This window comes from Corynebacterium genitalium ATCC 33030, assembly GCF_000143825.1.
In the GTDB taxonomy this organism is placed as follows: Bacteria; Actinomycetota; Actinomycetes; order Mycobacteriales; family Mycobacteriaceae; genus Corynebacterium; species Corynebacterium genitalium.
Genome location: NZ_CM000961.1, coordinates 1,282,061 through 1,305,946, shown reverse-complemented (window position 1 = coordinate 1,305,946; position 23,886 = coordinate 1,282,061). Strand labels below are relative to the sequence as shown.

The following is a 23,886-nucleotide window of genomic DNA, read 5'->3' as shown; positions in this document are numbered from 1 at the left end:
CGTGTCCAACACCCACGATGCGAACTGCATTCCAGGAGCAGAAACCGGCGCACTGCCACGGCCGTCAAGCTGCACGAACCCGTCGACCCTGTGTGGCTGTAACAGAAACCGGCCTTGTAGCCTAGAGAGCGTGAAACTTCCCTGGCAGAAAACTGACGCGACCGATGCCGCGGCCGGCGGCTCCACCAAAGTCGATCTTGCTGAACACAAGTCCGAGGTGACCAGCACGACCAGCACGGCAAGCACGGACGGCGCTAAAAATGCCCCAGAGAAGAAACTGCCCAAGGGCTACACTCCGCCGAAGGGGCGCCCCACGCCGAAGCGCCACGACCAGGAGGTCAAGCGCGGTGTGATCCGCGACCCGAACGCGATGTCCACTCCGCAGGCTGCGCAGAAGCGCAAAGAGCTGAAGAAGTCCATGTCCAAGGAAGAGTGGAAGGACTACAAGAAGCAGGAGCGCGCGCAGCGCCGCGCACAGAACAAGGAATTGCAAGCCAAGATGGACGCCGGTGAAGAGGCGTACCTCATGGACCGCGACAAGGGAAAGGTGCGCAAGTACGTCCGCGATTGGGTGGATTCGCGCCGTTTCATCTCCAACTACATCATGCCGGCGGCGTTCGTGATGTTGCTGATTATGCTCATCGGCCAGTTCGTGCCGCAGATGGCTGCGGTGCTGTCGACGTTGTCGATGATTTTCATCGCGACGGTGCTGGCGGAGGCGTTCATCATCGGCCGCAAGGCCAACAAGGCCGTCAAGGAAAAGTTCCCTGAGGAGAACGACACCGGCTTTGGCCTGGGCATGTACGCCTTCTCCCGCGCGTCACAGCCACGCAACTGGCGCACGCCCAAGCCGCAGGTCGCTCTCGGTTCCAAGGTGTAGAAGGGGCCCGCGCCGTGTCTACTCCTCTTTCGCTCGCGTTCGATCCGGTCCCCGCCCCTGACGCGTCTGCGGAGGCTGCAGTCCAGTCAGCGTTGACACAGAATCCGCGCGGGCTGTCTTTTGGCCGCTTGGCAGGCATCGGTGCGTGGGTGGCTGGACGGCAAGGCGAGGCTCCACCGAGGCCCCTGGGCACGGTGCGAGTGGTCGTGTTCGCCGCTAGCCACGGCATTGCGCAGCGCGGCGTCTCTGCGTTCACTCCCGATGCGTCGGCGGTGCAAGCGCAGGAAATTCAATCCGGTGCGGCACCAGTGTGTGCGCTCGCTCGGAATGCTGGGGCATCCGTGCGCCTTATCGACGTCAACGTGGACGCCCCGTCCGGCCCCATCGATGTCGACGACGCCATGAGCCCGGACGAGTTCGAGCGCGCCGCACAATTGGGCAAGTCCGCTGCGGATCACGAGATCGATTCGGGCAGCGATCTGATCGTGCTCGGTGACCTCGGCGTGGGGAACACCACCGTCGCTGCTGCCGTCATGGGCACGTTCACCTTCACGGAACCGGCTGTCGCCGTTGGGCGCGGCAGCGGGATTAATGACGAAGTGTGGAAGACTAAAGTCGCCGCGGTGCGCGATGCCATGTTCCGCGTCCGCGACCAGCGCGAGGATGTCCTCGAAGTGCTGCGGAGAATCTCGGCCCCGGACTTCGTTGCGCTCACTGCGTTCATTGCGCAATGCGCGGTGCGGCGTACGCCAGTGCTTATCGACGGCGCATACACCGCCGTTGCGGCCTACACCGCCGAGCGCCTCGCTCCGGGGACGAAAGAATGGCTCCTCGCCGGCCAGTTGAGTCCGGAACCGTGCCACATGGTCTGCCTCCAAGCACTTGATCTCACGCCGGTGGCTGCCCTGGACATGTCCACGGGACAAGCAACTGGCGGAGCCGCCACCCTTCCCTTGGTCAAAGCTGCCGTGGACTTGGTGCGCGACGAGATGCGCGCCCAGGCCAGCCAGCAGGCTGACAACCAAGCCGCCAGCGGCGACCCGGTGCTTTAGTTCCCGCCCTGCACCAGGGTGTGCAGCCAGCCGTGGGTGTCCTCATGCTCTCCGCGCTGGATCGCGGTGAGACGATCGCGCATTGCCATCGTGACATCACCGGCTTCATTGCCGTTGACGGTGAAGTCAACGTCATTGCCCACGACGTGGCCGACCGGGGTGATCACAGCCGCGGTGCCGCATGCCATGGTTTCGGTGATTTCCCCCGATTCGGCACCGTTGCGCCAGTCGTCGACTGTGATGCGCACTTCCTCCGTCGTAAAGCCAAGGTCGCGTGCGACCTGCAACAGTGAGTCGCGCGTAATGCCAGGAAGCAGCGAACCAGACAGTTCCGGGGTGACCACCCTGGCGCTGTCACCGGAGCCATAAACGAACATGAGGTTCATGCCGCCCATCTCTTCGATGTAGGTCCGCTCGATAGCGTCAAGCCACACCACCTGGTCGCAGCCCTTCTCTTCGGCTTGCGCCTGGGCCAGCAGAGACGCGGCGTAGTTGCCCGCGAACTTGGCTGCGCCGGTACCGCCTGGCGCGGCGCGGACATAATCGTCGCTAATCCAGACCTTGACCGGGTTCACGCCACCGGAGAAATAGGAGCCAGCCGGGGACGCGATGACGAAGAAAGTGTAGGAGTCAGCCGGGTGCACGCCTAACCCGACCTGCGTGGAGATCATGAATGGGCGCAGGTACAGCGCCGCCTCACCCCCGGCCTCCGGGACCCACTCGTGGTCAATATCAACCAGCTGGCGCAGCGACTCAATGAACAGCTCCTCCGGAATCTCCGGCATAGCCAGACGTTCCGCCGAGTTCTGCATACGGCGCGCGTTCTGTTCCGGCCGGAAAGTGACGATGGTGCCGTCGGCGTGACGGTAGGCCTTCAACCCCTCAAAGATGGCCTGACCGTAGTGGAAAACCATCGATGCCGGATCGAAGGAGACATTCTCGTACGGGCGCACCTGCGCGTTGTGCCACCCCTGATCCTTAGTCCAATCGATGGAAACCATGTGGTCGGTGAATTTCTTACCGAACATTGGGTTTTCCAGAATCTCCGCGCGCTCCTGCGCACTCTTCGGATTCTCGTTCTTTGTAACGGTGAATTCAGGGAGGTTGTGGTTCGTCATACCCGGAATCATACTCCCGCCCCCGACCGCCCCCGACCGCGCTGCCATAGTCCAGACCGGGGGTTATCCGTAGTCAACGAGGCCAGTAGGATCGCTGGCATGTCCACTCATGCGAAACTCCCCCACTTCTCCGATCTACTACCAGCGCACGGCACCATGCCGCAGCTGGAGTTCGCCGCCGACATTGCTAGAGCCGAGTCAGCGAACACGAGGATCATCCCCGTCCTGCAGGAGGATGGGGAGCTGGTTATGCCTACGTCACCTCTGACCAGTGCTGAGGTTTACCGTCAGCTCGAGTCCCTCGGGGCGACGGGCAAGTTGGGGGAAATCACGAAGCTCGTCAGCGACGGTGTGCTCTACGTTGCCGTCGGTGTTGGTGAGGACGGTTTGGACGAGACCGCTCTGCGCCGCGCGATGGGTGCGGCTGCGCGGGCGCTGAAGGACTCCACGAACGCAGTCGTTCTGGGCAGCTACGGTATCCGCGCGACTGTGGAGGGACTGCTTCTCGGCGGCTACGCCTACAACGGCCTCAAGAGTGCGGACAAGGCCACCCCGGACACCGCCGAAGGAGAGAAAACTGCCGAGGTCGAGGGGTACAGCGACACCCCGGCGCGGCGCCCCTTGGTCACTGTCATCGGCGATGAGGCCGACCGCGACCAGTTCGATGCCGCCGTCACCGTTGCCAACGCGGTCGCCCTCGCCCGTGACCTGGTGAACACGCCGTCGAACCTGCTCTACCCCGCCAACTACGCCGACATCGCTACTGCGGTCGCCGGTCGGTGCGGTCTCACCGTGGAGGTACTCGACCACGATCAGCTCCGCGAGCAGGGTTTCGGCGGTATCACCGCCGTTGGTCAGGGTTCTGAGCGTCCGCCGCGTCTCGTCCACCTCTCCTGGGCGTCAGAGAACGCGGGCACCTCCGTGGCGCTCGTCGGTAAAGGCATCACCTTCGACACCGGCGGCATCTCCATCAAACCTGCCGCCGGGATGGAGCAGATGGTGATGGACATGGGAGGTTCCGCAGCTGTGCTCGCGGCTACCTCCGCGATCGCTGCGCTCGAGCTACCTGCGCGTGTCGACGCATGGCTTCCCCTGGCAGAAAACATGCCATCCGGTACGGCGCAACGCCCTGGCGACGTGATCACCCACTACGGCGGCATGACATCCGAGGTGATCAACACTGACGCCGAGGGCCGCCTCGTGCTTGCCGACGCAATTGCCCGCGCCAGCGAGGACCACCCCGACTACCTCATCGAAACATCCACCTTGACCGGCGCGCAGATGGTGGCGCTGGGCAAGCGCACCTTCGGCATCATGGGTTCAGACGAACTGCGCGACCAGATCGCCGAAACGGCACGCGAGATCGATGAACCCGGCTGGGCCATGCCGATGCTGGAAGAACACGACGAGGAAATCGCCTCCAAGGTGGCCGACATCAAAAACGCCAACTCGGACCGCTTCGGCGGCATGGAATTCGCCGCCACCTACCTATCCAAGTTCGTGGGCGAGACCGCCGACGGCGAGGAGATCCCCTGGGCGCATATCGACGTCGCCTCCCCCGCTTGGAACACCGGCGGCCCCTACGGATTCATTCCCGCCCGGGCGACCGGTGTGCCGGTGCGCACCATCGTGGAGACGATTCGTTCGATCTGCTCCTAACGTTTAAGGGCTCCGTCGCCTAGACGTTAGGGTCTTCGCCGCGCTCGAACTTGGCGCGGCGTTCTTTTTGTTCGGCGCGCTTACGCAGGATCCGTTCCTGCTCCATCCGTTTCCGCATGCGGTCTGGGTATCCGGTCTCTTCAACGTCGTAAAGCGAAATGCCCAGCATCTTGCTCACCGCGTCAATGCCCGTGGGTCCCCCAATGTTGCGGCGCGTGTACTCGCCATTGTCCGCAACGAGCACGACTGACATTTCGTTGACCATCGTTTCCGGCTCGACGAAGCCCTCGACGAACCCATGCCGCTCCGCCCACTGCTTGAGATACTGGGCATCTTCCGGCCGCACAGTCTCCCCCGGGCCGCGCGGCGGCTTGAACGGGGAATTCTTCTTGCGTGAGCCGAACAGATTGAACACGGTCAATATTGTAGGCCTCCCCTGTCGCACCCCCCGTATTTGGCGGACATCACACTTGCGGACGCGATGCCTGGGAAGCGAGTACTCTGGGAAGAGATTCAACGTCTGCAAACTTTTATAGGAGACACACACAACCATGGCTCACTCTGTAGAGATGCCCGAGCTGGGCGAATCGGTCACCGAAGGCACCATCACGACGTGGCTCAAGGAGGTCGGCGACACCGTCGAGGTCGACGAGCCATTGCTCGAGGTCTCCACCGACAAGGTCGACACCGAGATCCCGTCCCCGGTCGCTGGCGTGCTGCTGGAGATCAAGGCTGAGGAGGACGACACTGTCGAGGTCGGCGAAGTCATCGCTGTCGTCGGCGACGAGGGCGAAGAGCCGTCCGGTGATTCCGGCTCCGGCTCTGACGCGGCTGACTCGGACGACTCTGCAGAGGCAGAGAAGGAAGAGACCGACGAGAAGCCGGCGCAGGAGGAGTCCGCGCCGAAGAAGTCCGGCGGCTCCGGAAGCGCCACCGATGTTGAAATGCCGGAGCTGGGTGAGTCTGTCACCGAGGGCACCATCACCACGTGGCTGAAGTCCGTCGGCGACGAGGTTGAGGTCGACGAGCCGCTGCTCGAGGTTTCCACCGACAAGGTCGACACCGAGATCCCGTCCCCGGTGGCCGGCACCCTGGTCGAGATCCTCGCGGAAGAGGATGACACCGTTGAGGTCGGCGAAGTCATCGCCCGTGTTGGTGACGCTGACGCAGCGGGTGCTTCCGACGAGCCGGAGCAGACCAACCGCGGCGAGGACGATGTTGCTGACGCTGACGAAGAGGTCGACGACGACAACTCGGCACAAGGCGAAGGCGACAACCCGGCTGACGCACCGAAGAAGGACTCCGAGAACAAGTCCTCCACCAACAAGAAGGGCTCTGGTGAGTCCACCGACGTGGAGATGCCGGAACTGGGTGAGTCTGTCACCGAAGGCACCATCACCACGTGGCTGAAGTCCGTCGGCGACATGGTCGAGGTCGACGAGCCGCTGCTCGAGGTCTCCACCGACAAGGTCGACACCGAAATCCCGTCCCCGGTGGAGGGCACTCTGCTGGAAATCCTCGCAGAAGAGGACGACACCGTCGAGGTCGGCGAGGTCATTGCCCGCGTCGGTGACGCTGAGGCGGCTGCTGACGATTCCGGTTCCGACGACTCTGGCACCTCTGCTTCCGAGCCCCCTGCAAAGGAGGAGAAGCCCGCTGAGCCTGAGGTCAAGGAAGAGAAGCAGGCAGCCAAGGACGAGAAGCCGAAGTCCGAGGCACCGAAGAAGGACGAGAAGCCTGCAGGTGACTCCGCTGAGTCCACCAACACCTCGGCGAAGGTCGACAACGGCGGCAAGGTGCCGTACGTGACCCCGCTGGTGCGCAAGCTGGCTGACAAGCACGGTGTGGACCTCAACTCCATCGAGGGCACTGGTGTCGGCGGCCGCATCCGCAAGCAGGATGTCCTGGCTGCTGCGCAGGGTGGCTCCGCCGACTCCGCTGAGTCGACCCAGGCTGCTGCCGCTGAGCAGAAGGACGCTGGCCCGCGCTCCCGCTGGTCCACGAAGTCTGTGGACCCGGCGAAGTCCGAGCTGATCGGCACGACCCAGAAGGTCAACCGCATCCGCGAAATCACGGCCGCCAAGATGGTCGAGTCCCTGCAGATCACTGCACAGCTCACCCACGTCCAGGAGGCCGACGTCACGCGCGTTGCAGAGCTGCGTAAGGCTGCGAAGCCGGCGTTCGTCGATAAGCACGGCGTGAACATCACGTACCTGCACTTCTTCATCAAGGCCGCCGCAGAGGCTCTGGTTTCCCACCCGAACGTCAACGCGTCCTACAACGCTGAGACCAAGGAGATCACCTACCACGACACCGTCAACATTGGCGTCGCGGTGGACACCCCGCAGGGTCTGCTCGTGCCGGTGCTGAAGAACGTTCAGGACATGACCCTGGCTGACATTGCCAAGGGCGTGGCTGATGTCGCCGAGCGCGCACGCAACAAGAAGCTGCGCCCGGATGACCTGTCGGGGGCCACCTTCACGGTGTCCAACATCGGCTCCGAGGGTGCACTGCTGGATACCCCGATCCTCACCCCGCCACAGGCCGGCATCCTGGGCACCGCGGCGATCCAGAAGCGCCCGGTCATTGTCACCGAGGACGGCATCGACTCCATCGCGATCCGCCAGATGTGCTTCCTGCCGTTCACCTACGACCACCAGCTGGTCGACGGTGCTGACGCTGGCCGCTTCGTCTCCACCATCGTGGACCGCATCGAGGCCGGCGACTTCCAGGACGACTTGGACATCTAATCCCCCAGTCTCCGCGCACTGAGCCCGGTACCAGCTTCGGCTGGGGCCGGGTTTCAGCTTTCCCAGATCCCATCGACACCGCGGATGTGCAACCCCTGTGCGGGTTGCGAACCGGGCACGCCACCTCGCCGATCCCTCTAGACTGGAGGTATGACAAAGGCACAGGACAGCGCGAAAAAGAAGAAGACCGAGACCTTCAAATCCTTCCGAAACGATGCGGCAGATTTCATCGAGGAGGCGATCGGTGGCCTGGTTGCTGCACACCCGGACGCCGAGTGGCACAGCGAAGGGTTCATCGGCCGCAAACGCACACAGGAAGAGAGCAATCAGCGCGGCAAGGTCGGCGTGATTTCCGGCGGCGGTTCCGGCCACGAGCCGATGCACGCCGGTTTCATTGGGGAGGGCATGCTGGACGCGGCCTGCCCAGGTCTGGTGTTCACCTCCCCGAACGCCGTCCAGGTCATCGCCGCCACCGAGTGGGCTGACCGCGGCAAGGGTGTGGTCCATGTGGTGAAGAACTACACGGGCGACGTCATGAACTTCACCGTGGCGGCGAACACCGTCGAGGGGGAAGTTGGCCAGATCATCGTGGCGGACGATGTCGCCACTGAAATCGACAACGATCACTCCCCCGGCCGGCGCGGTACCGGCGCGACCATCATCGTGGAGAAGATTGCCGGAGCTTCTGCTGCCCGCGGTGATGAGTTGAAAGATGTGGTCAAGTGGGGGCAGAAGGCCGCCGACCAGTCCCGCAGCATGGCCGTGGCGCTTCAGGCAGGCCACTTGCCCACCAGCGACCGCCAAACCTTCGACCTTGAGGAGAAGGAGATCGAGATCGGTGTGGGCATCCACGGCGAGCCTGGTGTTGAGCGCCGCAAGCAAAAACCGGGTGTGAAGAAGCCGACGGCAGCCAACCTTGTTGAGGAACTGCTCGACGGGATCATCACTTCCCTCAACAAGGCCGATGTCACGGTCAAGGAGAACACCGATGTTGTTCTTCTGGTCAACGGGCTGGGCGGCACGAGCGAGCTGGAGCTCGACCTCGTTTTCGGCGAGGCGTGCAAGCAGCTCGAGGAAAAGGGCATCAAGGTCAAGCGCGGCTACCGCGGCTCATTGGTGACTTCTCTGAACATGGCCGGTGTCTCGCTGACGTTGACGAAGGTCAACCGAGAAATGCTGGAGCTGCTCGATGCCGAGACATCTGCCCCTGCCTGGCCCGCCGCTGCCGTCAACCCGAAGTTCGCCCTTGCTGCGATGGAGGATGATTTTGAACAGCCGGTCAACGGCAAGAAGAACAAGTGGCTCAGCGCGTTTGTCGACCGCCTCTCTGGCGCTTTCGACGACCTCACCGAGCTCGACCGCATTGCCGGCGACGGCGACTTCGGCCAGAACATGGAAGCCGCTTTCGGCGACATCACGACCCCGCTGAAGTGCTCCGACGAGCAAGCGCTCGAGTTCTTCGCCCACCGCATGCTCGTGCGTGCCGGCGGCACCTCAGGCGCGGTCCTGGGCACGTTCTTCCGCGAAATGAGCGACGCCTTCGCTGAAACCGGCGTGGACTCGCGCGACGCGGGCGCGGGAGCCTTTGCGAAGACGCTGGCGACGGGCCTGAACAACGGTGTCGAGGCGATCACGGAGCTCGGCGGCGCCAAGGAGGGAGACAACACGCTTATCGACGCTTTGGCTCCCGCCGCCAAGGCCGCCTCCGACATCACCAGCGCCGAATCCATCGATGAGGTTCTGGAGCGCGTTTTCGAGCCGGCAGTCAAGGGCGCGAAGTCGACCCGCGGCATGGCAGCGAAGAAGGGACGCGCCTCTTACCTGGGCGAATCCGCCTCCGATGTGCCCGACCCCGGCGCGATTGCCGTTACGTGGCTGTTCGGCGAAGCAGCTGTGGACGAGTTCTAAAACCCCTCACTTAAACTTGTGGGAGACCAACTGAATCACCCCGGAAACTAAAGGAGAACCGTGGACTACATCACCCGCCACATCGGCCCGACTGATGAAGAACGCGCGCAGATGCTCGACCGCGTTGGCTACGGCTCAATCGCCGAGCTTGTCGATGCTGCAACACCCCCCGGAATCCTGCTTAAGCAGCCGCTTAACTTGCCTGAGCCGCTGAGCGAGAAGGAGGCGCAGAGCCGCCTTCGCGAACTAGCTGGCAAGAACACGGTGCTGCGCGCCTTCCACGGCCAGGGGTATTCCTCCACGGTCACCCCGCCGGTGATTCGCCGCGGTGTGGTGGAGGATGCAGGTTGGTACACCGCCTACACCCCCTACCAGCCGGAGATCTCCCAGGGCCGTCTAGAGGCGCTGCTGAACTTCCAGACAATGGTGCAGGACCTTACGGGCCTGCCGATGGCTAACGCATCTCTCCTGTGCGAAGCTTCTGCCGTTGCTGAAGCCATCGGCCTGATGTCGCGCGCCGTGAAGAAGGGCCGCCGCGTCATCCTGGACTCCCGTCTCCACCCGCAGGTGATCGCCGTCGGTGCTGAGCGCGCCCGCGCCCTGGACCTCGAGGTTGAGGTCACCGCTTTGGGTTCCAACTTGGTCGGAGAAGACTTCGTCGGAGTTGTCATCGCCTACCCGGGCACAGAGGGCGACATCACCGACCCTCGGCCGGTTATCGAGGCGATCCACTCCCGCGGCGGCCTGGCCACCGTGGTTGCCGATCCGCTGGCGCTGCTGCTGGTCGAGTCCCCGGGCGAGATGGGCGCAGACATCGCGGTGGGTACCACCCAGCGCTTCGGTGTTCCGCTGTTCTACGGCGGCCCGCACGCCGCCTACATGGCTGTCACCGACAAGCTCAAGCGCCAGATGCCGGGCCGCCTGGTCGGCGTCTCGGTCGACGCTGAGGGCTTCCCCGCCTACCGCCTGTCGCTGCAGACCCGTGAGCAGCACATCCGCCGCGAGAAGGCGACCTCTAACATCTGCACCGCCCAGGCGCTGCTGGCGGTCACCGCGTCCATGTACGCCGTGTACCACGGGCCGGAGGGCCTGCGCGAGATTGCGCAGCAGGTGCATGAGTGGGCGGGGCGGTTTGCTGCGTCGATAAGCAATGCGGGCCTGGAGCTCGCGCACGAGAACTTCTTCGACACTGTCGCGGTGAAGGTGCCCGGCCGTGCGCAAGGCATTGTCGATGCGCTGGCTGAGAACGGTTATCTTGTTCGCGCGATCGACGCCGACACGGTGGGCGTGAGCTTTGGTGAGGACACCGACGAGGCCGACCTGGTCGGTCTGCTCGGAGGCTTCGGCATTATTGACCAGCCGGCAGCAGGTGCCGAGAACCACCTGCCGGAAGCACTGCTGCGCACCAGTGACGTGCTCACGCACGAGGTATTCAACACGCACCACTCCGAGACGATGATGATGCGCTACATCCGCAAACTCGGCGACAAGGATCTGGCGCTCGACCGCACTATGATCCCGCTGGGTTCGTGCACGATGAAGCTCAACCCGACTGCCGGGCTTGAGGCGATTACGTGGCCGGGCTTTGCCAACGTGCACCCGTTCACGCCGGACAAGTACACCGAAGGCTGGCGCGAGCTGATCGACGAGCTCAACGGCTGGCTCGTGGAAATCACCGGTTACGATGCTGTGTCCGTCCAGCCGAACTCCGGCGCGACCGGTGAGCTGGCCGGCCTGCTAGCGATGCGCCGCTACCACGTGGCCAACGGCGACACCGAGCGCGACATCTGCCTCATCCCGGCATCCGCACATGGCACGAACGCTGCTTCGGCAACGCTGGCGAATCTGCGCGTGGTCGTCGTGGCGACCGCCGATGACGGTTCCATCGACATTGAAGACCTGGATAAGAAGCTCGAGCAGTACGGCGAGCACGTCGCGGCGATCATGATCACCTACCCGTCCACGCACGGTGTGTACGAGGACACTGTGTCCGAGGTCGCAGAGAAGGTCCACGCCGTCGGCGGTCAGGTCTACATCGATGGCGCGAACATGAACGCCCTGACCGGCTTGGCCCGCCCCGGCGACTTTGGCGGCGACTGCTCGCACCTCAACCTGCACAAGACCTTCACCATCCCGCACGGTGGCGGCGGACCGGGTGTCGGCCCGATCGGTGTGGGTAAGCACCTGGCTCCGTTCCTGCCGTCTGATCCGCAGGTCAGCGGTTCTGAGGCCGCGCAGGAGGCTCCTGAGGGCGCCGGCGTGCCTATCGCGTCGACCACGTACGGTTCTGCGGGCGTGCTCCCGATCTCGTGGGCGTACATCGCCATGTCCGGTGCAGAGGGCCTCGCGTCTGCGACCCGCAACGCGATCCTCAACGCCAACTACGTAGCGCACGAGCTCAACGACTCTTTCCCGGTGCTGTACACCGGCAACAACGGATTGGTCGGGCACGAGTGCATCGTGGATCTCCGCCCGCTGACCGACCGGTGCGGCGTGACCGCTGCCGACGTGGCCAAGCGCCTCGTCGACTACGGCTTCCACGCCCCCACTTTGGCGTTCCCAGTGGCAGGCACATTGATGATCGAGCCCACCGAATCCGAGGATCTCGCCGAGCTGGACCGGTTCATCACAGCGATGCGTTCCATCCGCGCGGAGATCCAGGACATCATCGACGGACACGTCGCCTACGAGGCCTCTGTCGTCCACAACGCACCGTTCACCGCCCGCAGCGTTGTCGTCGGTGATTGGGATTACCAGTTCAGCCGCCAAGAGGCCGCTTACCCGGTCGACTCGCTGTTGACCAACAAGTACTTCCCGCCGGTGCGCCGCATCGACGAGGCCTACGGCGACCGCAACCTCGTGTGCGCCTGCCCGCCGCCGGAGGCTTTCGATATTGCCGCAAGCGACGTCGATGAAGAGCGCGACCCGACTGTCACCGAAGAGAACAGGATCTAAGTCATGCCCCAAACACCACTGCACTCTGCCCACGAGGCGTTGAACGCCACCTTCACCGACTTCGGTGGCTGGACCATGCCTCTGAAATATGGCAGCGAGCTCGAGGAACACCGCGCCGTGCGCAACGACGTGGGGATCTTCGACCTGTCGCACATGGGCGAGATCGACGTGAAAGGCCCCGACGCCGGTGCGTACCTCGACTACGTTCTCATCAGCTCGCTTTCCGCCCTCAAGGTGGGCAAGGCGAAGTACTCGATGATCGTGAATGACGATGGCGGCATCATCGACGATTTGATCACGTACAAATTTGCTGACGATCACTTCATGGTCGTGCCCAACGCCGGCAACACCGGCGCAGTCTGGGCGGCGTTCGAGGCCCGCGTCGGCGACTTCGACGTGGAGATCCGCAACGATTCCGAAGCGGTCGCCTTGGTCGCAGTCCAGGGTCCGCGTGCGCTCGAGGTGCTCGAGCCGCTTATCGACGGCACCCCCGGCGACCTCGCCTACTACTCGGGCGAGTGGATGCGCCTGAAGTCCGAGGACTCGCCTGTTGAGGTCTTCGTCGCCCGCACCGGCTACACAGGCGAAGACGGCTTTGAGCTGTTCTGCATGCGCGAGGACGCGCAGAAGGTATGGGACGCGGTCGTCGACAAAGGCACCCCGTGCGGCCTCGCCGCCCGCGACTCCCTGCGCCTCGAGGCCTCCATGCCCCTCTACGGCCACGAACTGACCGCAGACATCACCCCGGTGGAAGCTGGGATGGGACGGGCGTTTGCGAAGAAAGAGGCGGACTTCGTGGGCAAGCAGGCGCTGACCGGCCGCGAGCCGACCGTCGTCATCGCGGGGTTGACCTCGGAGGAACGACGCGCAGCCCGCGAAGGCGCTGCTGTTTTCCTCGCTGACGGCTCCGATACCCAGATTGGCACCGTTACTTCGGGCCAGCCCTCCCCCACGCTGGGTCACCCCGTTGCTTTGGCGCACATTGACCCAAATCACGCCGAGCCAGGCACTAAGGTTGAGGTGGACATCCGGGGTAAGCGCTACGCCTACACGGTCAGCGAAACCCCCTTCTACTCCCGAAAGGACAAGTAACCATGGCCGACATCACGCTGCCCCAGGAATTCTCTTACTCCGAGGACCACGAGTGGGTCAACGCTGCCGCTGACGCCATTCAGGGCCAGACTGTGCGCATCGGCATCACCTCCGTGGCTACCGAGCGCCTCGGGGAGATCGTTTTCGCAGAGCTGCCTGCTGTCGGCGACACCGTCACCGCCGGTGAGACCTGCGGTGAGGTTGAGTCCACCAAGTCGGTCTCGGATCTGTACTCCCCCGTCACCGGCACCGTCACGGCCGTGAACGAGTCCATCGAGGACAACTACGAGGCCATCAACAACGACCCGTTCGGCGAGGGGTGGCTCTTCGAGGTCAAGGTTTCCGCGGTCGGCCCGCTCATGACCGCCGACGAGTACGCTTCCGCCAACGGCGTCTAATTCGCCGGTGGCGGGAGCTTCATACATTTTTAGTATCGCCTTCTGATCCATCTCCGCGACGTTTCCCCAGGTGAGATCACGCCGAAAAGGCTGAAGGGCGATACTAAAAAGGTAGCGCTACCATGAACCCATGACTGCTCCCCGCGATCCGTTCTTCCCCGCCGACAAGTCGATCCGCGCTGATAATTCTCCTCTTGACGTGCGAAATCTCGGCCTTGTGGACTATGAAGAAACCTGGCACATGCAGGCGGACCTCGCTACCCAGCGCGCGAACGACGAGATCGGCGATACCCTGCTGGTTCTGCAGCACCCCAATACCTATACCGCCGGCAAGCGCACCCAGCCGGAAGACCTCCCTGACAACGGCCTGCCCGTGGTGAAGGTCGACCGTGGCGGGCGCATCACCTGGCACGGTGAGGGCCAGCTGGTGACCTATCCCATCATCAAGCTCGCCGATCCTGTGGACGTGGTCGACTTCGTGCGCCGCATCGAAGAAGCGATGATCTTCGCTGTGCGCGAGTTCGGCGTTGCCGATGCTGGTCGGATCGAGGGCCGCTCCGGTGTCTGGGTCCCGGCCGACCCGGCCACGTTCCGCCGCGACCGCAAAGTCGCTCAGCTGGGCATCCGCGTCACGCGCGGTGTGACTATGCACGGCTTGGCAGTGAACTGCAACAACACACTCGAGTACTTCGGACACATCATCGCCTGCGGCATCAACGACGCGGATGTGACCACCTTGTCGCTCGAGACCGGCCGCGACATCACCCCCGATGCCATCACGCCCACGCTTGTCGACGCTCTCTCCCGCGCCCTTTCCGGCGAACTCCACGTCTCCGACCACACGATTGGTGCGGCACCGACCCCGTAGTAGGGCAATCGCATCGTAGATATTCGACACGCTAGTAAGGCAGCACTAACCTGGATGGTGTGACTGTGGCAGAAGAAGGACGCAAGCTAAGGCGCGTCGAAAAGCGAAACGCTCAAACCCCCATCGAGTCGAAGCCGCGGTGGATCCGCAATGCGGTGAAGACGGGTCCGGAGTACGAGGACATGCGCCGCAAGGTGTTCGGTGCGTCGCTGCACACCGTGTGCCAGGAGGCCGGTTGCCCCAACATTCACGAGTGCTGGGAATCGCGCGAGGCCACCTTCCTCATCGGCGGTGCGAACTGTTCCCGCCGTTGCGATTTCTGCATGATCAATTCCGCGAAACCGGAACCGCTTGACCCTGAAGAACCCTTGCGCGTCGCCGAGTCTGTGCGCGAGATGGAGCTGAACTACTCCACCATCACCGGCGTGACCCGTGATGACTTGGATGACGAGGGTGCTTGGCTCTACGCCGAGGTCGTGCGCAAGATTCACGAGCTCAACCCGCACACCGGCGTGGAGAACCTTACCCCTGACTTCTCTGGTAAGCCCGACCTGCTCCAGCAGGTGTTCGAGGCTGAACCGGAGGTCTTCGCGCACAACCTGGAGACGGTGCCACGCATCTTCAAGCGCATCCGCCCGGCGTTCCGTTATGACCGTTCCCTGGAAGTCATCCAGGCGGCACGCGACTACGGGCTGATCACCAAGTCGAACCTCATCCTGGGTATGGGCGAGACCCGCGAAGAGGTGCTCGAGGCACTGCAGGACATGCAGGAAGCCGGCACCGACATCATCACGATTACCCAATACCTCCGCCCCGGCCCGCAGTTCCACCCGATTGAGCGGTGGGTGAAGCCGGAGGAGTTCATTGAGTACCGCGACGCCGCATACGAGATGGGCTTCGCTGCGGTCATGTCTGGCCCGCTCGTTCGCTCCTCCTACCGCGCTGGCAAACTCTACGTTGAGGCTATGAAGTTCCACGGCCGTGAACTGCCGGAGAACCTCAAGCACCTCGCACAGACGTCCCAGGGTGCGACCGGCCAGGAAGCTTCTACCCTGCTTAACAAGTACGGCCCGTCCCAGGAGACTCCCGTGGTCTCTGCTGGCCACCCGTCTGTCTCGCTGGGCATGCCGAGCCTGTCTATGCCGTCGGCTTAGCGGCTACATCAGGGGCCGGGATCTCATTCAGGTCGTCCCGCCCCCTTGCCTGCCGGATGGAATACTGCTCGGACATATAGGCGGAACTGCATGCTTTTGACCTGGGTTTACAGATGAGCAGTATTCCAGAAAACAGCGAGTAGTATTCTAGAGCTGAGAAGCACTCGAAAAGCTAAGGCCTCCCGGATGTGATCCGGGAGGCCTTGCTCGTCTAAGCGACTAGCTACGTAGAGCTAGTTCTCTTTCGCCGTGGTCGGGATGTTGGACCCAACCGTCCACGCCTCCGGGTTGTCGCGGGAGGCGTCGGTGCCGCCGTCCTTGAAGATCGGACGGTCGAGCACGACGGACGGGACTGCGAAAGCGTCCACGAGAACCTCAGACCAGGGGCCAAGCGAGTCGACCAGGTCGTTGATGGCGGCGCGGGCTGCCTTGACGCGGCCGGAGGAGATGACGTTTTGCTCCTGGTACCAGCCAGCGTTGCGGATGATGGTGTCGAAGACGAACAGGTGGCGGACCTGCTCGAATACGGCACGCTCGGTGGAGCCGACCGGCAGGGAACGCTCTGCTTCGATCATGGCCTGGACCATCAGGTTCTCGATGTATGCCCATGCGGCGTTGAGCATGTGGTCCTGGGCCTTGTCGATGACCTTTGCGCCCTCGGCACGCGACAGCTTGCGTGCGCCCTGGATGCGGCGGATCAGGGAACGCATCACCAGCTGCTCGCGCAGCTGGATCACCTTGAGCTGGTAGTCAGCGTCGAAAAGCGATGCTTCTTCGCTCGCGAACGTGTCCACCACGGACTGGACGGTGGCACCCAGGCCAGCGCGGGAGCGGAAGATGTCCGTCACGTTGGTGGCGGCGTACTTCACAATGTCCATCGCAGACGGGTTAGCCATCTCGCTGGTGTACGCGGTGAGCAGGTTCTTGCCGGCCAGCTGCAGCAGAACGGTGTTGTCGCCCTCGAACGTGTTGTACACATCGGTGTCTGCGCGGAAGGTGGTCAGCAGGTTCTCGGACATGAAGCCGGCACCACCGCACGCCTCGCGGCACTCCTGGATGGTGTCGGTGGCGTGCTCGGTCGCGACGGCCTTGAACGCTGCAGCCAGGGTCTCCATCTCGCGGGATGCCAGGGCCTGCGCCTTGGTCGGGTCGGTCACGGACCACTCGCCGGATGCCTGACGTGCGGTCTGATCCGCGTAACGCTGGGTCAGCTGATTCTGCAGCAGCTGGATAGCGTAGGTGCGGGCCAGCGGGATGATCAGACGGCGGCGGTGCGCACGGTAGTCGATCAGCTTGTCTTCACGGCCGGCGTCACCGTAGTCGAACTGGCGGCGCTGGTGCGCGTATTTCGTGGCAATGGCCAGTGCGGACTTGGTCGCGCCTGCGCCGGCAGCACCGACGGCAATACGGCCGCGGATTAGGGTGCCCAGCATGGTGAAAAAGCGGCGGTTCTTCGACTCGATCGGGGAGGTGTAGTTACCGGCCTCGTCGACATCGCCGAACTGGTTCAGCAGCGCTTCGCGCGGGATGCGGACGTTGTCGAAGGTCAGGGTGCCGTTGTCAACACCGAGCAGGCCGCCCTTGTGGCCGTGGTCGCCGATCTTGACGCCCTCGACCGGGGAGCCGTCATCCTCGCGAATGCGCACAACGAAGCAGTGCACACCGTGGGACTCTTCCTCGCCCGGGGTGTAGAGCTGGGCGAAGACTGCGGACCAGCGGCCATCGCGGGCGGTGTTGCCGATGTAAACCTTGGTCGCCGACGGAGACGGAGAGTGGATGATGAACTCCTGGGTCTCCGGGTCATAGGTCGCGGTGGTCTCCAGGTCCTGGACGTTGGAGCCGTGGCCACGCTCGGTCATGCCGTAGGAGCCGAGCATGGACAGGTCCATAGCACCTTGCGCGTACTCGCGGTGACGCTCGGTGCCCAGGACGTCGACTGCGCCGCCCCACAGTCCGAACTGCACACCGGACTTAATCGCAAGGGAGCCGTTGAACTGACCCAGCAGGTCCAGGCCCAGGATGCCCACGTGGGCCTCGCCGGAGCCGCCGTTAGCTTCGGAGAAAGCGGTCTGCATCATGCCGGAGCCAGCCACCATCTTGACCTTTTCCAGCAGGGCGGCGCGGATGTCCTCAACCGAGCCTTCGATCATCGGGAGGGCTTCTTCCCGGTTGAGCTGCTCGCGGATGTCGTCCTTGCGCTCGCCCCATGCGCCGTCAAGCAGATCCTTCAGCTTCCCCGCGACAGCTGCATCGGGGGTTTCTGGCAGCGTCTGCGGTTGGCGGGATTCCGGCTTGGCCTTGCGGCCTTCCTTTTCCTCAACAGAGGTCATGGTTGTGTTCCTTTACGGAGAGTGGTGAATAGGTGAAGCCTTGGCGCTTTAGCGCTCAATGATCGCGACGACGCCCTGGCCGCCTGCTGCACAGACGGAAACCAGGGTGCGGCCGCCACCGTTTTGCTCCAGCACCTTGGCAGCCGAAGCGAGGATGCGTGCACCGGTCGCGGCGAACGGGTGGCCGGCTGCCAGAGAGGAGCCCTTGACATTGAGCTTGGAACGGTCGATGGAGCCCAGCGGAGCGTCCAGGCCGAGGCGCTCGCGGCAGTAGGTCTCGTCTTCCCATGCCTTGAGGGTGGCCAGCACCTGGGAGGCGAACGCCTCGTGGATCTCGTAGTAGTCGAAGTCCTGCAGGGTCAGTCCGTTGCGCTCGAGCATGCGCGGGACAGCGTAGGTCGGAGCCATGAGCAGGCCGTCCTTGCCTGAGACGAAGTCAACGGCTACCAGCTCGGAGTCGACGATGTACGCCTGGACCGGCAGGTTGTTCTCCTTTGCCCATTCCTCGGAGGAGAGGAGGACAGCCGCTGCACCGTCAGTAAGCGGGGTGGAGTTACCCGCGGTCATCGTTGCGGTGCCGCCGTGCTGCTCCGCGTCCTTCTTGCCGAAGACCGGCTTGAGCTTCGAAAGCTTTTCGACGGAAGAGTCCGGGCGCAGGTTAGTGTCGCGCTGCACGCCGAGGAACGGGGTCATCAGGTCGTTGAAGAAGCCCTCGTCGTAAGCCTTGGCCAGGTTCTGGTGGGAGGTTGCTGCCAGCTCATCCTGGGCCTCGCGGGAGATTTCCATCTCGCGGGCGGTGATGGCGGCGTGCTCACCCATGGACAAGCCGGTGCGCGGCTCGCCGTTCTGCGGCTGCTCCGGAGCCAGCTGGCTCGGACGGATGGAACCGACGAGCTTGAGCTGGTCAGCGGTGGACTTGGCGTTGGACAGACGGATCAGCGTCTTACGCAGCGTGTCGTTCACAGCCAGCGGGGCGTCCGACGTGGTGTCGGCGCCGCAGGCGATACCGTTCTCGATGCGGCCCAGAGCAATTGCGTCAGCGACCTGGATCGCGGAGGTCAGCGAGGTGCCGCAGGCGTGCTGCAGGTCGAAGGCCGGAGTGGTGGATGCCAGCTCAGATCCGATCACTGATTCGCGCACGAGGTTGAAGTCGCGTGCGTGCTTGAGCACAGCACCACCGACGACGAGACCCATCTCCTGGTCCTGCAGACCGTAACGCGCCACTAGGCCGTTGAGGGCCGAGGTGAGCATGTCCTGATTGGATGCGTTGGCGTATTCCTTGTTGGACCGAGCGAACGGGATGCGGTTACCGCCGAGGATGGCTACCTTGCGAGGTTCATTCATGCTTATTCCTGCACTTCCGTGAAAAGCGTTGAGAAACCCAGGATCTTCCTGCGATTTTCTCCGGACTTTTGTTTGGCACTTTACAAAGTCATTCCTTTGTAAGGTTCGTCACCATAGTGATCTTATAATAGTATCCGACACAGAGCCACCGATTTCGCACGGTTGCCCTTGCCTCAGTACGTGCCTATATGAAGGAGAAAATAGTGGCATCCCAAGGCCTCCTCGAACAGTTCATCAACTCCCCTCTCGCTGCCAAGGCTGGTGTCCCCCAGGGTTACCCGCTGCGTCGTTACAAGCAGGGTGAGCCCCTGCTCCACGGTCCGGTCGTCGTTGGCGGTGAGGGCCGTCTGACTCCAGCTCTGGCCGAGCTTCTCGATGGCCCTTACAAGCTGTTGAAGGCCGAAGCAGACACCAAGCGTGCTGGCATCGTGTTCGATGCCAGCGGCCTGACCAAGCCGGAGGAGCTCGAGGCCCTGCACAAGTTCTTCCACCCGCAGCTGAAGAAGGTGCTGGACAACGCCCGCATCATCGTCATCGGCACCACCCCGGAGCTGGTCGACGGCCCAGATGAGCGCATTGCACAGCGCTCGCTGGAAGGTTTCACCCGCTCGCTGGCAAAGGAGATGCGCAAGGGCGGCACCGTCCAGCTGGTGTACGTGGACCCCTCCATCGACGGCGGCCAGATCTCCAAGGTGGAGTCCACCCTCCGCTTCCTGCTGTCCGGCAAGTCCGCGTTTGTCGACGGCCAGGTCATCCGCGTCACCCCGGCCGATGTTGATCAGCCGGAAGACTGGGAGAAGCCGCTGGCTGGCCGCCTCGCCGTGGTCACCGGTGCCGCCCGCGGCATCGGCGCCGTTATCGCAGAGACCCTGGCCCGTGACGGTGCCAAGGTGATCTGCGTGGACATTCCGCAGGCTGGTGAAGGCCTGGCCAAGACCGCCAACAAGGTCAAGGGCACCGCTTTGCCGCTCGACGTGACGGACCCGAAGGCTGCGGAAGAGATTGCTAAGCACGCTCAGGAGCGTTACGGCCGCAAGATCGACACCATCGTTCACAACGCTGGCGTTACCCGCGACAAGCTGCTGGTCAACATGGATGACAGCCGCTGGAACATGGTCCAGAACATCAACCTGGTCGCACCGGTGCGCATCACCGAGGCTCTGCTCGAGGCTGATGCATTCGCTGACAAGCCGGCCATCGTCGGTGTCTCCTCCACCTCTGGTATCGCCGGTAACCGCGGCCAGACTAACTACGGCACCACCAAGGCTGGCGTGGTCGGCTTCGTCGATGCGCTTGCCGACAAGATCGCTGAGAAGGGCGGCTCCATCAACGCTGTGGCTCCGGGCTTCATCGAGACTGAGATGACCGACGCGATCCCGTTCACGACTCGTGAGGTGGCTCGCCGACTGAACACCCTGAGCCAGGGCGGTAAGCCACTCGACGTTGCTGAGACTGTTGCGTACTTCTCCGCTCCGTCGTCGACCTCCGTCAACGGCAACACCGTCCGCGTCTGCGGCCAAAACCTGGTTGGAGCTTAAAAAACATGACCACTGCAGTAGGTAAGGGTCCGGAGAAGGACCCCAAGGACGACGCACAGCAGCAGGCTGAGGCAAAGGCTGCCGAGGTCAAGGCGGAGGCAAAGCAGGCCGCCGACAAAGCCGCCGCCAAGGCCGAAGAGGTCAAGAACACCGTGGCCGACAAAGTCGAAGACGCCCAGGAGAAGGTCTCCGCCACGGCAGAAGAAGTCAAGGCCGACGCAGAGGCCAAGGCGGAGGAGGTCAAGGCAGATGCGGACGCTAACGCTGGCGCTGAGACCCACAACGAGCGCATTGCGTCCGGCAAGACCCGCGACTTTCAAACGCTCAAGGCCGTGCCGGATCTGAAGGCCATTAACCGCAAGATCTTCATGGGCGCTCTGCCCGTCGTGGGCGAGACCCGCTCGGCGAAGGGTGATCCGACGTCGGCGATCCAGGTCGACGGAGTGAAGATCGACAAGAACAACCTCGCCGCGTACACCTCCGCGACTGGGCTGCGCTTGGGCAATGAGATCCCGCCGACGTACTTCTTCGTGCTGGCGTTCCCGATGATCATGGACCTGATGTCCCGCCCGGACTTCCCGGTTCCGGCAATCGGTGCGGTGCACGTGTCCAATGTGATTGAGCAGTCCCGCACCCTCACGGTTGATGAGACCTACAACATCCGCTGCTACGGCCAGAACCTGCGCCCGCACCGCCGCGGCCTGATCGTGGACATGATCACCGAGGTCACCCCCGAGGGTGAGAACGATGTGGTGTGGCGTCAGACCTCGAGCTTCCTGGCAATGGGTGCCAAGTTCGCCAAAGACGCCGAGCTGGCTGTGACTACCCGCGGCGAGGACACCGGCAAGGTTCTGCCGAAGCCGGAGCTACCAGAGTTCAAGCCGAATGCTCGCTGGCGCTGGAACCGCGACAACGTCAACGCGTACGTGGATGCTTCCAACGACCACAACCCGATCCACACGTCCAACGTGGGTGCGAAGCTGTTCGGCTTCCCGGCGGTCATCGCGCACGGCATGTACTCTGCTGCCGCGGTCCTCGCTCCGCTCGAGGGCAAGCTGCCAGGCGCGCTGCGATACTCCGTCGAGTTCGTCAAGCCTGTTGTCATTCCGGCCTCGGTGGCACTGTGGACCATCGAGCAGGGTGACGGCTCTTACGAGCTGCAGCTGCGCGGTTCCTCCAAGCCGGAGAAGCTGCACCTGAACGCAGAGATCAAGGCGCTCTAGCCCAAGCCCGCTTATCGACGACAACCCGCGGCCCCACTCCCCCTTTGTGGCGGCCGCGGGTTTGTCGTTGTCCCGGATGGGGCGGGGTAGGAACGTGGCGGGTGGGGGACGTCGATAAGCATGCGGATTGATAGGCTTGTCCCCATGGCCAAAGACAAGCAAGCAGCCGCAGCGAAGACCGCGAAGAAAGAGCAACGCACCGCGAAGCGCTCCCAGCGCAAGCAGACGCGTTCGCAGGTGTGGCAGGCGTTCAACATGCAGCGCAAGCGGGATAAGAAGCTCATCCCGTACATGCTGCTGGCGATCCTCGGTGTCGGGTTGGCGTTCTTCCTGCTGGGCATGCTGACCGGCGGAAAGTGGTTCCTGCTGGTGCTCGGCCTCTTGTTCGGTTTCGTGCTGGCCATGTTCATCTTCACCCGCCGTCTTGAAGGCTCCATGTACGAAGAGATCGGCGATACGCCGGGCGCTGCCGGTTGGACGCTGGACAACATGAAGAACACGATGGGCATCGTGTGGCTGACCAAGAAGGCTGTCGCTGCGACACCCCAGATGGATGCTGTCCACCGCGTGGTGGGCAACCCCGGTGTGGTCTTGGTTGGTGAAGGCGACGAGAGGCGGCTGAAGCCGCTCATGGACAAAGAGCGTAAGCGCGTGGACCGTCTCATCGGCGGTGTGCCCATCCACGAGGTGTACGTCGGCAGCGGCGAGGGCCAGGTCGAGCCGAAGAAGCTGCAACGCCACTTACTGAAGCTGCCGAAGAACTACCAGAAGGACGAGGTCTACTCTATGAACGCCAAGCTGGAGGCGATGGATAACGTCCGTGGCGGGCAGCAGCAGGGCCTGCCGAAGGGCCCGATGCCGCACCAGGCGCAGAACATGTCGGGTATGAACCGCAAAATGCGCCGTATGCAGCAGCGTCAAGGCAAGTAAGCACCCTGTGCGCTCGCACTGCGGGCGCTCCTAGTTCGCCATAAGATCCCTCGCGCTACATCGATTTCAACAGGAAGCTCGACGGCACTCCCCGCCCGATCAACGCTTAGACGTTCTAGCTCAGGATGACTGTCGTGCCAGTTGCGCGGTCGTGCAGGCCGCGGCCGTCAGCGTCAACCATCGCTGCAGGCAAGATGAACGCGGTGAGCAAGGTGCGCACAGCGGCGCGCCACAGACCAACGGGGTTACCGGGAGCGTCGACACGCGCAACGCCCATGCCCAGCACAGCCATGCCCGGTGTCCGCGCGAACAGCCACCCGGTGATAATGCCCAGCACGATCCACAGCAGATACCTCAGCGTGGGCACGTCGCCAAGCTCAGACGTGTACATGTTGATGAACGCGGCGATGATCCAGCAGATCACCCAATCGATGAGCACTCCGCCCGCGCGCCGCATGACCGATGCTTGAGCTCCGGTTCCGCCCTGCGGCAGGCCCAGGTTTTGCCCCGGCCATTCGCCGGGTTCTGCCCAGTCATCACCGGTGTTGAGCTCGGGCCCGTCGCGCCAGTTTTTCTTGGGGTTCGCCATAGATGTCAAGGATAGAGGACATCTATTTTTCGGTACGATCGATGGGGTAACTGATCCGCAATCAAGGAGTTTTCCCCGTGGCCTTCGACAACATCCAG

At 63.3% G+C, this 23,886-nt stretch carries 18 protein-coding genes; 13 read left to right on the top strand and 5 right to left on the bottom strand.

The annotated features are described in order from the left end of the window. Window positions 1-130: 130 nt before the first annotated feature. Window positions 131-880 (top strand): DUF3043 domain-containing protein, encoded by a 750-nt coding sequence (locus HMPREF0291_RS06145; protein ID WP_005289493.1) that lies wholly within the window; start codon window positions 131-133, stop codon window positions 878-880. 14 nt (window positions 881-894) lie between these two features. Next, the gene (locus tag HMPREF0291_RS06140) at window positions 895-1,932 is read left to right on the top strand and encodes a nicotinate-nucleotide--dimethylbenzimidazole phosphoribosyltransferase (protein ID WP_005289491.1); all 1,038 of its coding nucleotides are present in this window, start codon (window positions 895-897) and stop codon (window positions 1,930-1,932) included. Here HMPREF0291_RS06140 and HMPREF0291_RS06135 read toward each other — a convergent pair. Further along, on the bottom strand, window positions 1,929-3,050 hold the full coding sequence (locus HMPREF0291_RS06135; RefSeq protein WP_040423587.1) for a branched-chain amino acid aminotransferase: 1,122 nt from the start codon (window positions 3,048-3,050) through the stop codon (window positions 1,929-1,931). The two genes, HMPREF0291_RS06140 and HMPREF0291_RS06135, sit on opposite strands and share 4 nt — an antisense overlap. Before the next feature lie 99 nt (window positions 3,051-3,149). Between HMPREF0291_RS06135 and HMPREF0291_RS06130 the strand changes: the two genes are divergently transcribed. Continuing rightward, a complete protein-coding gene (locus tag HMPREF0291_RS06130; protein ID WP_005289487.1) occupies window positions 3,150-4,709 on the top strand; it encodes a leucyl aminopeptidase in 1,560 nt (519 codons plus the stop codon). 19 nt (window positions 4,710-4,728) lie between these two features. Here the strand turns inward: HMPREF0291_RS06130 and HMPREF0291_RS06125 are convergent, their stop codons facing one another. Next, window positions 4,729-5,124 (bottom strand): hypothetical protein, encoded by a 396-nt coding sequence (locus tag HMPREF0291_RS06125; RefSeq protein WP_040424316.1) that lies wholly within the window; start codon window positions 5,122-5,124, stop codon window positions 4,729-4,731. 136 nt (window positions 5,125-5,260) lie between these two features. Here HMPREF0291_RS06125 and sucB point away from each other — a divergent pair, with 136 nt between their 5' ends. The 7 genes from sucB (at window position 5,261) to lipA (ending at window position 15,834) form a co-directional block, all read left to right on the top strand. Further along, entirely contained in the window at window positions 5,261-7,459 is a 2,199-nt protein-coding gene (gene sucB / locus HMPREF0291_RS06120) for a 2-oxoglutarate dehydrogenase, E2 component, dihydrolipoamide succinyltransferase (protein WP_005289482.1), read from the top strand. Between the two features lie 150 nt (window positions 7,460-7,609). Beyond that, window positions 7,610-9,367, top strand: coding sequence for a dihydroxyacetone kinase family protein (locus HMPREF0291_RS06115; RefSeq protein ID WP_005289481.1), 1,758 nt, complete (start codon window positions 7,610-7,612; stop codon window positions 9,365-9,367). Between the two features lie 60 nt (window positions 9,368-9,427). Next, complete coding sequence (gene gcvP, locus HMPREF0291_RS06110; RefSeq protein ID WP_005289479.1) at window positions 9,428-12,322, top strand: aminomethyl-transferring glycine dehydrogenase; 2,895 nt, start codon at window positions 9,428-9,430, stop codon at window positions 12,320-12,322. 3 nt (window positions 12,323-12,325) lie between these two features. Further along, window positions 12,326-13,414, top strand: a complete 1,089-nt coding sequence (gcvT, locus tag HMPREF0291_RS06105) for a glycine cleavage system aminomethyltransferase GcvT (RefSeq protein ID WP_005289477.1) — start codon at window positions 12,326-12,328, stop codon at window positions 13,412-13,414. A gap of 2 nt (window positions 13,415-13,416) precedes the next feature. Beyond that, window positions 13,417-13,812 (top strand): glycine cleavage system protein GcvH, encoded by a 396-nt coding sequence (gene gcvH / locus HMPREF0291_RS06100; RefSeq protein WP_005289475.1) that lies wholly within the window; start codon window positions 13,417-13,419, stop codon window positions 13,810-13,812. Between the two features lie 130 nt (window positions 13,813-13,942). Then, entirely contained in the window at window positions 13,943-14,680 is a 738-nt protein-coding gene (gene lipB / locus HMPREF0291_RS06095) for a lipoyl(octanoyl) transferase LipB (protein ID WP_005289474.1), read from the top strand. A 59-nt stretch (window positions 14,681-14,739) separates the two neighbouring features. Beyond that, the gene (gene lipA / locus HMPREF0291_RS06090) at window positions 14,740-15,834 is read left to right on the top strand and encodes a lipoyl synthase (RefSeq protein ID WP_050748797.1); all 1,095 of its coding nucleotides are present in this window, start codon (window positions 14,740-14,742) and stop codon (window positions 15,832-15,834) included. Between the two features lie 233 nt (window positions 15,835-16,067). Here lipA and HMPREF0291_RS06085 read toward each other — a convergent pair whose 3' ends face one another. Both HMPREF0291_RS06085 and HMPREF0291_RS06080 read right to left on the bottom strand, forming a co-directional pair. After that, window positions 16,068-18,164 carry an acyl-CoA dehydrogenase family protein gene (locus HMPREF0291_RS06085; RefSeq protein WP_005289470.1) on the bottom strand — a complete coding sequence of 699 codons (2,097 nt, stop codon included), beginning with the start codon at window positions 18,162-18,164 and terminating at the stop codon, window positions 16,068-16,070. 48 nt (window positions 18,165-18,212) lie between these two features. Then, window positions 18,213-19,508 carry an acetyl-CoA C-acetyltransferase gene (locus HMPREF0291_RS06080; protein WP_005289468.1) on the bottom strand — a complete coding sequence of 432 codons (1,296 nt, stop codon included), beginning with the start codon at window positions 19,506-19,508 and terminating at the stop codon, window positions 18,213-18,215. 203 nt (window positions 19,509-19,711) lie between these two features. Here HMPREF0291_RS06080 and HMPREF0291_RS06075 point away from each other — a divergent pair, with 203 nt between their 5' ends. From HMPREF0291_RS06075 to HMPREF0291_RS06065, 3 genes are all read left to right on the top strand, one after another. Beyond that, complete coding sequence (locus HMPREF0291_RS06075; RefSeq protein ID WP_040423582.1) at window positions 19,712-21,046, top strand: 3-oxoacyl-ACP reductase; 1,335 nt, start codon at window positions 19,712-19,714, stop codon at window positions 21,044-21,046. Window positions 21,047-21,051: 5 nt separating this feature from the next. After that, window positions 21,052-22,269 (top strand): MaoC/PaaZ C-terminal domain-containing protein, encoded by a 1,218-nt coding sequence (locus HMPREF0291_RS06070; RefSeq protein WP_005289464.1) that lies wholly within the window; start codon window positions 21,052-21,054, stop codon window positions 22,267-22,269. 144 nt (window positions 22,270-22,413) lie between these two features. Continuing rightward, window positions 22,414-23,199 (top strand): DUF4191 domain-containing protein, encoded by a 786-nt coding sequence (locus HMPREF0291_RS06065; RefSeq protein ID WP_040423580.1) that lies wholly within the window; start codon window positions 22,414-22,416, stop codon window positions 23,197-23,199. A gap of 115 nt (window positions 23,200-23,314) precedes the next feature. Here HMPREF0291_RS06065 and HMPREF0291_RS06060 read toward each other — a convergent pair whose 3' ends face one another. Continuing rightward, window positions 23,315-23,788 carry an RDD family protein gene (locus tag HMPREF0291_RS06060; RefSeq protein ID WP_005289461.1) on the bottom strand — a complete coding sequence of 158 codons (474 nt, stop codon included), beginning with the start codon at window positions 23,786-23,788 and terminating at the stop codon, window positions 23,315-23,317. Between the last annotated feature and the right edge of the window lie 98 nt (window positions 23,789-23,886).